The sequence below is a fragment of the Paenibacillus sp. FSL R7-0210 genome (assembly GCF_038009085.1).
GTDB lineage: Bacteria > Bacillota > Bacilli > Paenibacillales > Paenibacillaceae > Paenibacillus_AQ > Paenibacillus_AQ silagei.
In genome coordinates this window covers 2,353,319-2,367,998 of the sequence record NZ_JBBPAR010000001.1, presented here as the reverse complement: position 1 = coordinate 2,367,998, position 14,680 = coordinate 2,353,319, and the positions used below count along the sequence as shown (strand labels likewise).

The 14,680-nt window shown below is 49.9% G+C and carries 10 protein-coding genes and 1 pseudogene; 10 read left to right on the top strand and 1 reads right to left on the bottom strand.

Going from position 1 to position 14,680, the window contains the following annotated elements; genetic code table 11:
* The first annotated feature begins 40 nt into the window (after window positions 1-40).
* Together MKY64_RS10370 and MKY64_RS10365 are read left to right on the top strand one after the other, a co-directional pair.
* A complete protein-coding gene (locus MKY64_RS10370) occupies window positions 41-5,782 on the top strand; it encodes an S-layer homology domain-containing protein (protein ID WP_340952723.1) in 5,742 nt (1,913 codons plus the stop codon).
* A 111-nt stretch (window positions 5,783-5,893) separates the two neighbouring features.
* A complete protein-coding gene (locus tag MKY64_RS10365; RefSeq protein WP_340952721.1) occupies window positions 5,894-7,315 on the top strand; it encodes a glycoside hydrolase family 32 protein in 1,422 nt (473 codons plus the stop codon).
* Between the two features lie 154 nt (window positions 7,316-7,469).
* Here MKY64_RS10365 and MKY64_RS10360 read toward each other — a convergent pair whose 3' ends face one another.
* Window positions 7,470-8,144: a FadR/GntR family transcriptional regulator gene (locus tag MKY64_RS10360; protein WP_340952719.1), complete on the bottom strand. Its 675-nt coding sequence runs from the start codon at window positions 8,142-8,144 to the stop codon at window positions 7,470-7,472.
* Between the two features lie 214 nt (window positions 8,145-8,358).
* Between MKY64_RS10360 and MKY64_RS10355 the strand changes: the two genes are divergently transcribed.
* The 8 genes and pseudogenes from MKY64_RS10355 to MKY64_RS10320 all read left to right on the top strand — a co-directional run.
* Entirely contained in the window at window positions 8,359-9,315 is a 957-nt protein-coding gene (locus MKY64_RS10355) for a sugar kinase (protein ID WP_340952715.1), read from the top strand.
* 30 nt (window positions 9,316-9,345) lie between these two features.
* Complete coding sequence (locus tag MKY64_RS10350) at window positions 9,346-10,017, top strand: bifunctional 4-hydroxy-2-oxoglutarate aldolase/2-dehydro-3-deoxy-phosphogluconate aldolase (RefSeq protein ID WP_340952713.1); 672 nt, start codon at window positions 9,346-9,348, stop codon at window positions 10,015-10,017.
* A complete protein-coding gene (gene dgoD / locus MKY64_RS10345; RefSeq protein WP_340952711.1) occupies window positions 10,014-11,162 on the top strand; it encodes a galactonate dehydratase in 1,149 nt (382 codons plus the stop codon). Before MKY64_RS10350 ends, dgoD begins: the two co-directional genes overlap by 4 nt.
* 148 nt (window positions 11,163-11,310) lie before the next feature.
* Complete coding sequence (locus MKY64_RS10340) at window positions 11,311-11,766, top strand: GNAT family N-acetyltransferase (RefSeq protein ID WP_036726785.1); 456 nt, start codon at window positions 11,311-11,313, stop codon at window positions 11,764-11,766.
* A 2-nt stretch (window positions 11,767-11,768) separates the two neighbouring features.
* Window positions 11,769-12,578 carry an AraC family transcriptional regulator gene (locus MKY64_RS10335; RefSeq protein WP_340952710.1) on the top strand — a complete coding sequence of 270 codons (810 nt, stop codon included), beginning with the start codon at window positions 11,769-11,771 and terminating at the stop codon, window positions 12,576-12,578.
* A gap of 75 nt (window positions 12,579-12,653) precedes the next feature.
* On the top strand, window positions 12,654-13,625 hold the full coding sequence (locus MKY64_RS10330; RefSeq protein ID WP_340952709.1) for a proline dehydrogenase family protein: 972 nt from the start codon (window positions 12,654-12,656) through the stop codon (window positions 13,623-13,625).
* A gap of 392 nt (window positions 13,626-14,017) precedes the next feature.
* Entirely contained in the window at window positions 14,018-14,284 is a 267-nt protein-coding gene (locus tag MKY64_RS10325; protein WP_340952707.1) for a hypothetical protein, read from the top strand.
* Between the two features lie 21 nt (window positions 14,285-14,305).
* Window positions 14,306-14,626, top strand: a pseudogene (locus MKY64_RS10320) (DinB family protein); the annotation flags it as partial.
* Window positions 14,627-14,680 lie beyond the last annotated feature (54 nt).

The following is a 14,680-nucleotide window of genomic DNA, read 5'->3' as shown; positions in this document are numbered from 1 at the left end:
AATGATTTCATGAATAAGAAATGATGAAGGAGGCTCGTTGATGAAAGAAGCCAAAAGAAACAAAGCATGGATCTCCAGAATGGTTGCAGGGGTGATGGTTCTTCAGCTTGTAGCTCCCGGAATCTCGGCTGCAGCCGGAGCTGGAGTAGGCACTCGGGAGACATTCACCCCTAAGGCTGACGCAGGATTGTCGGTTACGGATGCGGTCTATTCAATTACCCAGGCTGACGAGGGGTTGTCAGTTACGGATACAGTCTATCAAATCCAGAATCACGGATTTGAAACCGGGGATATATCAGGCTGGACCGTTGTCAGAGGCCAAGCGTTCGGCCAGGACAGTGTATCGAGTGAATCCACCTGGTGGGCGGAACAAATCCCGTACAATCAGGAAGGGGCTTATCATCTAAACGGCTGGAAACATGACGAAGCTGCGACCGGTGTGCTTCGTTCCAGCATTTTCGAGCTCGGCGGCAGCGGATGGATCAGCTTCAAGCTTGGCGGTGCCAAAAATCCAAACAAGGCTTATATCAATGTCGTGGAGGCTGAATCGGGACAAGTGATTGCGAGGTATGGCAATAGCGCTTTTGCCGATGTCGGCTTCCCGAACCCCGCACAAGGCTTGCGGCTTGCCAATATGGAGCAATATAAGGCGGATCTTTCCGAATATCTGGGCCAAAAGCTGTATGTAGAGATCATCGACAATGCTACCTCGGATTGGGGAGTGGTATTTGCGGACGCCTTCTTCATGTACCATGAATCCGAGCCTGCGGAAGGAATTACCGCCACAGATATCAAGCCGGATTTCAAACGCTACCAAATTGAGAATCCTGGCTTTGAAACCGGGAACTTAACAGGCTGGACGGTTGTAGAAGGCGAAGCGTTTGGACCTAACAGCGTGTCAGACGAAACCACCTATTGGGTTGAACAAATCCCGTATAACCAGGAAGGCACTTATCATTTAAATGGATTGAAGTATAACGAGAGCGCAACAGGTAAGCTTCGGTCCAGCACCTTCGAGCTGGGCGGAACAGGCTGGATTACCTTCAGACTGGGCGGAGGCAAGCATACGGATCAAGTGTATGTGAACGTTATCAATGCGGACACAGGTGAACTAATTTCCAGGTATGGCAACACCGAATTTAACGAGTCCGGGTTCCCGGATCCGGCACAGGGCCTGAGACTTGCGAATATGGAGCAGTATAAAGCCGATCTCTCCAAGTATATCGGAAAGAAGCTGTATGTGGAGATCGTGGATAATGGTCACGCGGATTGGGGAGTAATCTTTGCGGACGCCTTCCACACCTTCAATGAGCTTGTACCGGAAGAAGGAGTTATGGCGGATAACATTATGCCGACCGAAATCCAGAATCACAGCTTTGAAACCGGAAATTTAGAGAGCTGGACTGCTCAGGGCAACGCTTTTCAAGTGGACAATGATGCCCAAGCTGGTAAAGAAGGTAACTATTATGCCAAGTCCACTTTGGAAGGACAGGGTTCGATTACCTCCAATATCTTTACACTTCGAGGGACCGGGACAATAAACTTCACTGTTGTAGATATCGTTAATCCTCAGGAGGCCTATGTCGCATTATATGATGCCAGCACTAATGCGTTGCTTGAGAAAACTGCTGTAGTCAGTGCGAATGAGAAAATTTCCTGGAAAATGCAGAAGCACTACAACAAGAGTCTGTATATCAAAGTTATAGATCAATCTGATCAAGCCCGCATCTCCGTTGACGCTTTTCAAGCGAATAGTACGGGAACCATTTTCTACATGAACCTGGATGAAGGCGCAGGAAAAAAGGCGCTTGAGCAAGTGAGCAATCTTGAGCATGATGTAAACTACGTATTTAATAACGCCAGATATATGGACTCCAAAGATCCAAGATGGACTCCGCGCGGAGTCAAAGGCGGCGCCTTGCTATTCGATGGATACTCTAATGATATCGAGGTTAATGCAAAGGATGCCATTCCAGTAAGTGACGCGTTAACGCTTGAGGCTTGGGTCGCTCCACGCAGCTATGAATGGGGAGACGGAAACAAGCTGTCTGCTATCGTGAACCAGTCTGATCAGGATAAGACCGAAGGTTTCGCTTTGGGGATGTACCGGCACGGCGAATGGTCAATGCAGGTCGGCATTGGCGGACAGTGGATTCAGGTATGGGTCAAAGACCATCCACTCGAAAAGTATAAATGGAATTACGTAGCAGCTACGTTCGACAAAACGGACGGAATCATTAAATTATATCTAAATGGTCAGGAAGTGGCTTCTGGGGCAACTCCTGTCAACGTTCCGATAACCCCTTCTACGGAAAAGCTGATTATCGGAAAAAACAATAAATCTGCAGAGTTTGCGGGATTGTTCTCCTATAATATGTTCAGCGGACTTATAGATGAAGTGAAGCTGCAGAACAAAGCGCTCACGGGTCAAGAGATCCTTGCTGAGTATAAGAATGTGAAAGCGCTTCACGGCGGCGCGGTTCCGGAAATTCCAAATGGTGACATTGACGAGGATCCCAGTGTGTTTGACGGTGATCAGCACCGTCCGCAGTACCATGCGATGCCTCCGCAAAACTGGATGAATGAAGCGCATGCACCGATTTACTATAACGGCAAGTATCATTTATTTTATCAGCATAACCCGCAAGGTCCATTCTGGCATCAGATCCACTGGGGACATTGGGTGAGTGACGATATGGTGCATTGGGAAAATGTGAGACCTGCACTTTCGCCAGAAGCGGGCACGCTTGATCCTGACGGTGCGTGGTCAGGCAGCGCAGCGTATGACCGTGACGGCAATCCTGTCCTGTTCTATACTGCCGGCAATGACTCTTTGTCACCAAATCAAAGAACGGGCCTGGCGACTCCAGCTGATCTGTCGGACCCTAATTTGGAGCAATGGGTGAAATACCCTGAGCCGGTAACGGAGCAGAACGGCAATGGCATCCATAATGAGTTCCGTGACCCGTTTGTATGGTATGACCAAGAGACCGACAAGTGGTATCAGCTGGTGACATCCGGTCTTCAAGACTTCAGCAGCGGTACAGCTCTGGTGTATGTGTCTGACGATATGTACAACTGGGAGTATAAGGGGCCTTTATACGTTAGTGACAGAAATCTTTATCCGGAGCTTGGTACGGTATGGGAGCTGCCGGTATTATTGCCGATAGGTGAGGACAGTACAGGACAACAAAAATACATTTTCATGGTTAATCCCCATGAGAAGCCAGAGCAGGTTCCTCCAGCTGACGATGTGCAAAGAGATGTTGAAGTCTTTTACTGGATTGGAACCTGGGATAGAAATAATTTCAAGTTTATACCTGATCAGGACGCGCCTTCCAAAATGGATGTGGGAGATGGATATTTGACCGCAGAGAGCGGGATGGTTACACCTGACGGCAGAACGGTCGTATACTCTATGGTGCAAAATGTAAGAACGCCGCAGGCTGAATATCAGGCTGGATGGGCTCATAATCTGGCATTGCCGGTTTCCCTGAGCCTGGATGAGCATGATGAATTGCGCATTGAGCCCATTGAGGAATTGCAGAGTCTCCGGGGAGATAAGGTGGTTGATTTCACGGACGAGAATTTGGCTGCCGCCAATCAATTGATCCGGAGTGTCAAAGGCGACATGCTGGAGATTGTGATGGAAATTGATCCGGGCGAAGCCCAGAAATTCGGTCTTAAGGTACGGCGCTCCGATAACGGCCAGGAAGAAACGCTGATTTACTATGATAAGGCGAACGGGACCTTCAATGTGGACCGGACCAAGAGCAGTATTGATCCGGATGTGCGCGTGGACGGCATTCAAGGCGGATACGTGGATCTGGACGGAGAGAACCTGAAGCTGCATATTTTCCTGGACCGCTCTGTTGTCGAAGCCTTTGCAAATTACAAGAAAAAACTGACAACCCGCGTCTACGTGGGAAAATACGATTCCTTGGGCTTGCAAGTTTGGGCCGACAACGATATTACAGTCAAGTCGATGGAAGTATGGAATATGAATGCTTTGACGGGTGAACCGGCTGCTCCCGTTGACGTGCCTGACAACTGGGACAACTCTGTATACACCGATATTACGGATCTGCCTAACCACGATTTTGCTACAGGAGACTTAACAGGCTGGATTACGGAAGGAGATGCCTTCCAGGATGTCCATGTGACCGATGCCAAGTTCTTCTGGGACACGATCTACTTCAATCCGTCGCATAAAATTCCGGGAGGATATCATTTGTGGGGCTTCAACGAGGCGGCCGGCGGTGACAGCTTGACGGGAACGCTGAAATCGCAGAATTTCATCCTTGGCGGGAACGGCAAGCTCAACTTCCTGGTCAGCGGCGGGCGTGATATCGATAAGCTGTATGTTGCGCTGGTCCGGGCATCGGACGGCAAAGAGCTATTCAAAGAGACTGCGACCAACTATGAGGAGTATCAGCGGAAGATCTGGGATGCTTCGCAGTATATCGGCGAGGAGCTCTATATTAAGGTGGTTGACCAATCCACAGGCGGGTTCGGACATATTAATGTCGATGATTTCAATGTACCGGTTAAGGTGCAGCATCCGGTGAATCCGAATAACCCGACTGATCCAACTGATCCGCCAGATCCAGCCCATCCAAGTGAACCAGCCGGTCCGGCCAACCCGACTGACACAGCCGTTCCAAGCAATCTTCCGGGGAAGCCGGTGGTTCCGGTAGGCAAACCGGAGAGTCAGGGCAATTTGGCATTCGAACTGGCAAAGGGCGAGCGGCAGGTGCTATTTCCTGTGACTATGGCGGCTAATGACGGCAAGAATGCTCTGAAAGTTAAGAACACAGATGTGGAAATCGAAGTTCCTGCAGAGGTATTAAAGGGGTTACAGGCGCTGGTTACTGACAGCGAGCTTGGGCAGTCGAAAATCTCTATTGAAATGGATGCATTATCTTCAGAGCAAAGTAAAGAGCTGCTTGCACAAGCCGGAAAAAAGAATCATGCGGACATCTCCGCAATAGGAGAGGTCTATGACTTCAAATTGGCTATTCTAAAAGCCGATGGAACGATGCTTACACTTGAGAAATTCTCCAAACCGGTCACCATCAGGCTGAGTGCAAAAGAGAATTCCCGCCAGGATCTGACGGGTATCTATAACATCGCTGCGGACGGCAGAGTGGAGTATAGGGGCGGAAGCTATTCAGACGGTAAATGGAATGCACAAGTGAACCATTTCAGTAAATTTGCCGTCCTTACCTATGACAAAACCTTTGAAGATGTGAATGCCTCTTATTGGGCCCATGATGTTATCAAAAGGATGGCAGCGAAGCAAATTGTCCTGGGCGTGAGTGAGACGGATTTCGCACCGAAGCAAAAAGTAAGCAGAGCGGAGTTCGCTTCCCTGATCACCCGGGCACTTGGAATAATAGGGACGAACTCCACTGCATTCAAGGATGTGGAATCTACGAAATGGTATGCTTCCTCCGTTGCCGCAGCATACGAAGCGGGGATTTTAACGGGGAAAAGCACAGATACCTTTGCACCTGAGGAAACCATAAGCCGTGAAGAAATGGCATCCATGATCCACAAGGCGTATTTGTTTCATACAGGGCAGAATCCTGTCTTCGGTCAAAGGAGTAATTTCAAAGATGCCGGTACGATTAGTGCATGGGCTGTAGATGCAGTGGCTGCCTTACAGGAGCTCGGATTAGTTACCGGGCGCGGCAACCAGTTATTCATGCCACATGAAACCGTAAATCGTGCGGAAAGCGCGCAAATCATCTCGCTGTTGCTGGATACAGTCAATCAATAATGGCGAAGGAAAAGCCGGGGAGGCAAGGTGATGTCCGCCTTCGCCATGACTCCGGCTTTCTCTGCTTTATACCGAGTATCATCATACTTAAAGAAGAGGGAGAAATTATTAATGAAAGAATTTTTTTATCGTCCAGACAACGCTTGGGTGGGGGATGTAATTCCTTACTATGAAGATGGAGAGTTTAAACTGTTTTATCTGCACGGGTGGAGAGACAATTACCGCGAAGGTCTTGATCAGGGCTGGCATCTTCTTGGCACGAAAGATTTTGTGAATTACCGGGAAGAAGGAGCCTGCAAAATCGAAGGCGGGACCGGACATATTCTCAAAGTGGACGATGTCTATCACATGTTCTACTGTATCTTTCCCGAAGGGAAACAGTTTGCCTGCCATGCCGTTAGCAAGGATCTGCGAACATGGGAGCCGATTCCTGAAGACACTTTTGGTCCGGACGGCGAAATTTATGAGCTGGCGGACTGGCGTGATCCCTTTGTGTTCTGGAATGAAGAAGAAGGACAATACTGGATGCTGATCGCCGCACTGGCCAAAGGACCGACTAACCGTAAAGGCTGTACCGGTCTGCTGTCGTCCAAGGATCTCAAGCATTGGGAGTACCGGGAACCGCTCTATGCACCGAAGCTGCATGTGGGAGCGCATGAATGCCCTGACCTGTTCCAGATGGGGGACTGGTGGTACCTGATCTATTCTTCATATACAGGGCGTTTCGGCACCTTTTACCGGATGAGTCGTTCCTTGAACGGACCGTGGATTACACCGCAGGAAGAAGCATTTGATGGACGGGCTTATTATGCGGCCAAGTCGGTATCGGATGGGCAGAAGCGTTATCTATTCGGCTGGAATCCAACGAAGGATGACGACCTGTTCGGCTGGAACCCGCCCAAAGCTCCAGGCAAAGATTATGACACCTGGGATTGGGGCGGCAATATAATTGTGCATGAAATTATTCAACGTCCGGATGGGACATTAGGCGTGAAGGTTCCGGAAACGGTTGACTCTGCTTTTGCTGAACAGGTACCTGCGAAGTTTGAGGGAATCATCGGAGATTGGTCGATCACGGACGATGTGCTGCTCTGCGAATCTCCGTATGCCTTTGCAGGTTGTATCTCACAGGAGGAGCTGCCTGACTTGTGCAAAATTTCTGCAACCGTTCGTTTCTCGGAGATGACTCAGGGTCTGGGGATCATGCTAAGGGCAGATAAGGGTCTGGATATTGCCTACTATATCACGGTGGAACCCGAACGAAGCCGGATTACCTTTCGTGGACCGATAATACAAACGGAGGAGGGGGGCAAAACCTTTCCTTACGATGTGGAACTGGAACGTCCACTCAAGCTGATGCCGAATCAGGAGTATGAGCTGAAGGTGTTTATCGATCATACAATTTGCGAGATTTATGTCGGTGGGGAAGTGGCGCTGAGTGCCAGAATGTACGATATTCAACATGGTAAACTTGCCGTTTTCGTTAGCCAGGGCACAGTGGAGTTTAGCCGGCTCAAGCTCGAAACTGTATAATTCAAGGTGGAGTCAGCATTTGAACTGAACCAACTACTAGACACAACCTGTTAGTGATTGAACTGTGTTAGTAAAGAAGAAAAAGACCCGTGCCCCGCACAGGTCTTTTTCTTATAGGGGACCGGGACATATTGCTTCTTATTTACTTTGATAATTACTGCTTAAGGGTAGTCAGCATACTCTGAATATGGCTTTCCATTAGCTGCCGTGCTGTTTCGCTTTGCCGTTCCTCGATGGCAATGGCGATCAGAACATGGTAATTGGAAGCCTTGGTCCGCATATTGGGCAACGTATTGGTCTGCTTGCGTCCTTCGGCCAGCAAGGGAAGAATCGAATGGAGCATCCGCGCCACCACCGGATTGGCTGCCCCTTCGGCGATTAACTGATGAAAGGCGAGGTCGGTCTCGAAGAAGGAGCCGCCTTCCTCCATTTGCTGCACCATACGATCTGCCAGTACCCGCAGCCGGCGGATCTGATCCTGATCGGCCCGCTGCGCGGCTAAAGCGGCAAGTTCAGGCTCAATGAGCAGTCTGGCTTCCAGCAGATCCACGATCGATATGTTGTCTAATTCCTCTAAGGCGACCGCCGGATCATCCAGCAGCAGCGGATCATTCCGCACATACATCCCGCGCCCGTGCTCAATGCTGACATTCCCCTGACTCTCTAATATCCGCAGCGCTTCACGTACAGTAGTGACACTAACCGAAAAATCAACAGCCAGCTGCTGAAGAGTAGGGAGCCGGTCTCCTGGAGCCCATTCCCCACCTATAATTTTCTGCTTCATAAGCTCTATTGTCGCTTGAAACGCGGTTTGTTTATTCTGTTTCATAATTAGCCGTCCCTTTGACTTGGAATACATTCATTCTAGCATATGAGCTTCGTGACAATAAACAGATACGTCTGACCATTGATTTAGTATTGACTGGCGAAGAGCAAGATAATATGATCATACCGTAAAGATCATATCTATATTGAAATAAAAATGATAAAGATACGATCTTTTTTAGGAGACAATTAGTGAAGAAGCAGAAGGAGGAGGGGCAATGGAGGTCGTAACCTTTGGGGAAACCATGGTGCTACTGGCACCGGACCGGATGGTTCCCCTGGAGTATGTGAATGGTTTTCACAAGCATGTTGCAGGAGCTGAGACCAATGTGGCCATTGGACTTGCCCGAATGGGGCATACCACAGGCTGGTTCAGCAAGCTCGGAAATGATCCATTTGGACGGTATATCAGGCAGTTCGTAAGAGGACAAGGCGTTGATACTTCCGAAGTCAGAGTTACAGATGAAGCGCCGACGGGAGTGTTCTTCAAAGAACAAATATCCCCGGACCAAATACAGGTGTACTACTACCGCAAACAATCGGCGGCCAGCCTGATGCAAGCGGAGGAGCTTAATGAGGCTTATGTTGGAGGTGCCCGCATCCTGCATGTTACGGGTATTACTCCGGCGCTTAGCCATGAGTGCAGGAGATTAACCTTTCGGGCCCTGGAAGCGGCCAAAAAACACGGTACAACCATTGTATTTGATCCCAATATCCGCTGGAAGCTGTGGAACAGAGAAGAGGCTTATCGTGTTCTTAACGAAATCGCGGCTCTTGCCGACTACGTGCTCCCCGGTATGGAGGAGGGACAGTTCCTGACAGGCTGCAGTGATCCTGCAGAGATCGCAGACCGATTGCTGAAAGCCGGGGCCGGTGCTGCCGTTATCAAGCTCGGCGCGGACGGGGCTTATTACAGTAACGGACGAATCTCTGGAACTGAGTCCGGGTTTCCCGTGAAGAGACTCATTGATCCGATGGGTGCCGGTGACGGTTTTGCCGCAGGCTTTATAAGCGGTTTGCTCCAGGGAGAGGAGCTGCCTTCTGCTGTGCGGCGCGGCAATGCTGTCGGTTCCATTGTTGTCGGGGTAAGCGGCGACGTTGAAGGTCTCCCGGCCCGGCAGGATGTGGAACTTCTCTTGGCCGGGGGAACCGGCATGGAGGATATTATCCGGTAAGTGAGGGCATTCCCGAGGAGGAGTAAGGACATGGACAAAGATAGACAGATTGAGCAGCTGATAACCTCCGGGCTGGTTGCCGTTATTCGCAGACCTGCACCTGAACGGGTGGAGCACATTGCTGCGGCACTGGCAGACGGTGGAGTCGGAGCGCTGGAGATTACAGCCGATACCCCGGAAGTATACAGGCTGATCGCAGACATGAAGGCGAAATACGGAGATAGCCTGCTAGTGGGGGCGGGGACTGTATTTAAGCTGGCGCAGGCCGAGCAGGCAATCGCGGCAGGAGCCGATTTTATTTTCTCCCCCAATTTGAATGAGGCGATTGTAGAACTGACCTTACAGCACGGGCGAATCTCGATTCCAGGTGTAATGACACCGACCGAAGCAGTCAGAGGACATGAAGCGGGCGCAGACCTGCTTAAGGTCTTCCCGGGCGGTTCACTCGGTGCCTCCTACATCAAGGAACTGCAGGGGCCCCTTGGCCACATCCGGATGATGCCGACAGGAGGCGTGACCCTTGCGAATGTAGGAGCCTTCATTGCCGCCGGAGCTGTTGCCGTCGGTCTTGGAAGCGCTCTCGTCGACCGGGAAGCAGTGGAGCAGGGCGACTATGGGAAGATCACAGAGAGGGCCCGCTATTTCGCCGAGGAAGTCCGCAAGGCCAGAATGAACAACACCAAAGGAGCAAAAAAACTATGAAAATCACCGGATTTGAGACCTTTATCGTTCCTCCCCGCTGGCTGTTTCTGAAGATTGAAACCGATGAAGGGATATCCGGCTGGGGGGAGCCAGTGGTCGAAGGCAAGGCACATACGGTGCAGACTGCGGTAGAAGAGCTGATGGACTATTTGATTGGGCAGGACCCCCAGCGGATTGAAGATCTATGGCAGCTCATGTACCGGGGAGGATTCTATCGTGGCGGGGCTATTCTGATGAGTGCGATAGCGGGGATCGATCAGGCGTTATGGGATATTAAAGGGAAAATCTACAATGCGCCTGTGTACCAGCTGCTGGGCGGCGCTTGCCGCAATTCCATGCGGGTGTACTCCTGGGTAGGCGGAGACCGCCCCATCGATGTTGTCAAGGCGGCTCTGGAGAAGAAGGCTGCTGGTTTCACGGCGATTAAGATGAATGCCTCCGAAGAGATGCAGTTCATTGATACTCATGACAAGATTTATTCTATCGTCGAGCGGGTCGCCGCCATTAGGGAGGCCTGCGGACCAGAGTTCGGAATTGCTGTTGATTTTCACGGACGGCTTCACAAACCGATGGCACGCGGACTGGCCAGAGAGCTGGACCCCTACCGCCTGATGTTCATAGAAGAGCCGGTGCTGCCGGAGAACAACGAGGTCCTGCGGGAGATTGCACATCATACCAGCACTCCGATCGCCACGGGTGAGCGCATGTACTCGCGCTGGGAATTCAAAAATCTGCTGAAGGACGGGGTGGTTGACATTATTCAGCCCGACTTGTCTCATGCAGGAGGGATCACGGAATGCAAGAAAATCTTCGCCATGGCCGAGGCATTCGACGTCGCAGTCGCGCCACACTGCCCGCTTGGGCCGATTGCTCTGGCCGCCTGTCTTCAGGTGGATGCAACGTCTTACAATGCAGTCATTCAAGAACAAAGCCTGGGCATCCATTATAATCAGGGAAATGACCTGCTGGATTATATCACTGATCCGTCCGTCTTTGCCTACAGTGACGGGCATGTCCATATTCCTTCCGGACCGGGCCTTGGCATTACTGTGAACGAGGAGTATGTGCGGAAGATGGCAGAGGACGGCCACCGCTGGAGAAATCCGGTATGGCGGCACCGCGACGGCAGCATTGCGGAGTGGTAAGGTTAAGCATTTATAGTCCCATTGAAGCCGCTATTTTAGCGGCTTTTTTATTTTAGATGTTGTCAGAAAACCTGCCATGGGAGTAATATGAAATACAGAAGATTAACAGGTATAATTCATACTTAACATTAACGTAGGAGTGGTTGCAGTGAAAATTCTTGTAGATGATTTGAGCGGGGCACAAGTGATTGGATTAATTGCAGAACATCTGCAAGGAATGGCAGAGGACTCTCCCCCGGAGAGCATTCATGCCCTTAATCTGGACGGGCTGAAGCAGCCGGAAATTACGTTCTGGTGCGCTTGGGAGGATGAAGAGCTTCTGGGCTGCGGGGCGATCAAGGAATTGGACAAAGAACATGCTGAGCTCAAATCGATGCGGACCGCTAAAAGGCATTTGCGCAAAGGTGTAGCCAGAAAAATTCTTGCTCATATTATTGAAGTAGCCATAAGCCGCGGATATAAACGGATCAGTCTGGAGACTGGCTCCATGGATTCATTCATCCCCGCACGCAAGCTGTATGAAGATTTCGGCTTCACGTATTGTGAGCCGTTTGCAGATTATATCCCGGATCCGAATAGCAGTTTTATGACGAAGGAACTGTAGTCATGCCTGAAGTTACGTTTTACCGGGATGAAGCGCTTCCCTTTCTGGAGGGGAAGCACTGTACGGCGGACGATCTAGCCTACCATAGACATTTTCACGAAGAATATTCGGTCGGGCTCATAGATGCAGGCCACACGAACGCTTGGTGCGACGGTGAACAGATTCAGGTGGAAGCGGGTAGGATGATCAGTTTTCCGCCGATGATGCTGCATGCCTGCCATCCGGCACCGGACGTGGAATGGCGCTATAAGATGTTGTTTATCCACCCCGACTGGCTGCACAAGCTTGGACCGGGGGAGCTTAATCGGCTGCACATCCCGTTCTTGCTGGGCGGAGGCAAGAATGAAGCGTGCCGCAAACGATTAAATCATACGATGGGTGCGCTCGCAGGCAGCGGTACTCCGCTTGAAACCGAGACGGCTCTCATTGAACTGGTGCAAGCTTTGGTTGACCCTAACGAGAATGACCTGGGGCACACAGGTTCATCAGGTGTTCAGGAGCAAAAATACGTGAAGCGGATCAAAGACTACTTACAGGCGAATTTTACCGGACAGGTCACGCTTGAGCAATTGGAACAGGAAGCCGGAATCAGCCGCTTTCATCTGATCCGGCTCTTCAAGAAAGGGAGCCATCTGCCCCCTCACGCCTATCAAAACCTGCTGCGCATCAATCATGCCAAAATCCAGCTGGCGAAGCAACGTCCTATCGTTGATATCGCGGCAGAGGCAGGTTATTATGACCAAAGCCATTTTACCAAGGCTTTCTTGAAAATTGTAGGGGCAACGCCCAGGCAGTATGCGATGTCGATTTAGAAGAGCAATTTTTTACAAGATTACATCCTTCTGCGCAAGTACACTTGAAATACTTGTAGAAGGGGGAAACGTAATATGCATGATAACAAAGACTGGGAACAGCAAGCGGCAGACGCATTAAAGTCGGTCGCCAGACGAATGGATATCAAGGCTTATGTGGAGCAATCGCCATTGCTATACGGGTTACTGAAAAAGGCTGCTTTACAGTATGTAACAGGCGACTCCCGTAAAGACGGGCTTGAAGCGGGGCAGAGGCTTACTGCCAAAGGCTATGCCATTTCGCTAGAGTACATTGGCGAGAATACGGTAAATGCCGAGGAATGCGAGGCGGCCGCTCTGGAAATAACAGCGCTAATCGATGATCTCAATGAACAGGGGGCATCCGCCCGCGTATCCTTCGATTTGTCGCATATCGGATTAACACTGGATACCGAGCTTGCTTATACGAACTTGGTCAAATTAGCGGAACGAGCGCAGGGAACAGAATTGGAGCTATTCATCAGCATGGAAGAGTCCGCTAAGACAGAGCAGATCCTCGAGGTATACAAGCGGGCCGTGTCCATTTATCCGAATATCGGCATTACGCTGCAGGCGCATTTACATCGGACGCCGGATGATTTGGCCGCGCTATCCGCTTCGCCAGGCCGGATACGAATCGTGAAAGGCGCCTATCAGGAGTCGGATGAGGTCGCGATACCCCGATCCGAATCGCTGAATGAGCGGTATTTGCAGCTAGTGGGACAGGCGCTCGGAGACGGACACCGGGTTTCAGTTGCTACGCATGATGAGCGCATCATAGAGGAAGTGATACAGCGGGGTCTATTGACGGAGCGTGGCGCGAGGCTGGAGATGCTGTACGGCATCCGGTCGGAGCTGGGTAGCAGGCTGAAATCAGCCGGTTATCCGGTTCAGATCTATTTGACCTATGGCCATGAGTGGTACTTGTACCTATGCCACCGGATCGCCGAATATCCACCGAATCTGTACCGGGCAGTTGCAAATATAGCCGATTCGCAGCGCGTTGATCCTGTGGAGGCATATGATTGAACCAATTGAACGTTAGTTAAATAAACCCAACTTGGCAGCCGGTAAAAACGGATTTTATACGATATCATTAAAGAACGGTGAGAATTTTGATATCAAATACGGACGCCGCTACTATGATTTCATTGAAGGAAGTATGATCTTCGTGGCTGGAAGAGCTATTAACGTTGACTACGATCCGAGTGATAGCGGTTCAGGAGACTTGGATGCTATGCTTTCATCCGGATTTGATTAGAAAAAGTTCATTAGGAAGCAAAGTGGATGAGTATTCCTTCTTTTCTTACGCAGCTAGTGAGACGCTTCATACTATTAAGTTGTATAATATTGGAGGAAAGTAATTTGCTGCTTTTGCTGCCCGCAAACTATTCGTGATATGATTTGGCAAAGATGGTGTAGTGCCCAACTATACTAAATATGTATCCGGGTTGAAAAACATTAAACCCAACAAAAACAATGCTGAATTGAAAGAAATCTACAACTACCATCTGGCAGGGGCAAAACTCCAACTGGAAGCGTTCATCTTAATGCGGGACAGCATGAAGACGACCAAAATAAATTTCACCAAATATAATGCAGCTGAAAAGAAGGGCGCAGAAGGCATTAAGCTATTGAATAAGGTAGAGGCTCTGCTAGATAAGTATACAAAAAAATACTTCGAATGAGTTAAATATAAAAGAGTCGCCCTTGGCAAATCACTTCCCACAATAAACGTGGAATCCGTTGACAATGTAGAGAAAATGCGCGAAGTGTTTAAGAACACGGATGAGCTGGTTTATGAATTTCTAACTGACTTTAAAATCAAATGGGATTCCACCAAACCAGCAGCCTGGCATAGTGACAGTGTAGAGCTAACCGAGTTATGGTTATTTTCGCACACCATCACCCACGAATTTCATCATAGAGGACAAATTGTAAAAATGGGCAGGCAGCTCGGATATATCCCGCCGAAAATGAACCTCGCTAAACCTAGTCAAGTAAATGAACAAGCAGAACCGCTAATCTAGCGGATCTCGTATTATTGGGTCAGCCAGAGATTTCTGGTTGGCCTATTTTTATAA

Bases quoted from the DNA above. Each gene is read 5' to 3' on its own strand.
- MKY64_RS10365 (WP_340952721.1), top strand. From the start codon at position 5,894: ATGAAAGAATTTTTTTATCGTCCAGACAACGCTTGGGTGGGGGATGTA.
- MKY64_RS10360 (WP_340952719.1), bottom strand. From the start codon at position 8,144: ATGAAACAGAATAAACAAACCGCGTTTCAAGCGACAATAGAGCTTATG.
- MKY64_RS10350 (WP_340952713.1), top strand. From the start codon at position 9,346: ATGGACAAAGATAGACAGATTGAGCAGCTGATAACCTCCGGGCTGGTT.
- MKY64_RS10335 (WP_340952710.1), top strand. From the start codon at position 11,769: ATGCCTGAAGTTACGTTTTACCGGGATGAAGCGCTTCCCTTTCTGGAG.
- MKY64_RS10355 (WP_340952715.1), top strand. From the start codon at position 8,359: ATGGAGGTCGTAACCTTTGGGGAAACCATGGTGCTACTGGCACCGGAC.
- MKY64_RS10330 (WP_340952709.1), top strand. From the start codon at position 12,654: ATGCATGATAACAAAGACTGGGAACAGCAAGCGGCAGACGCATTAAAG.
- MKY64_RS10370 (WP_340952723.1), top strand. From the start codon at position 41: ATGAAAGAAGCCAAAAGAAACAAAGCATGGATCTCCAGAATGGTTGCA.
- dgoD (WP_340952711.1), top strand. From the start codon at position 10,014: ATGAAAATCACCGGATTTGAGACCTTTATCGTTCCTCCCCGCTGGCTG.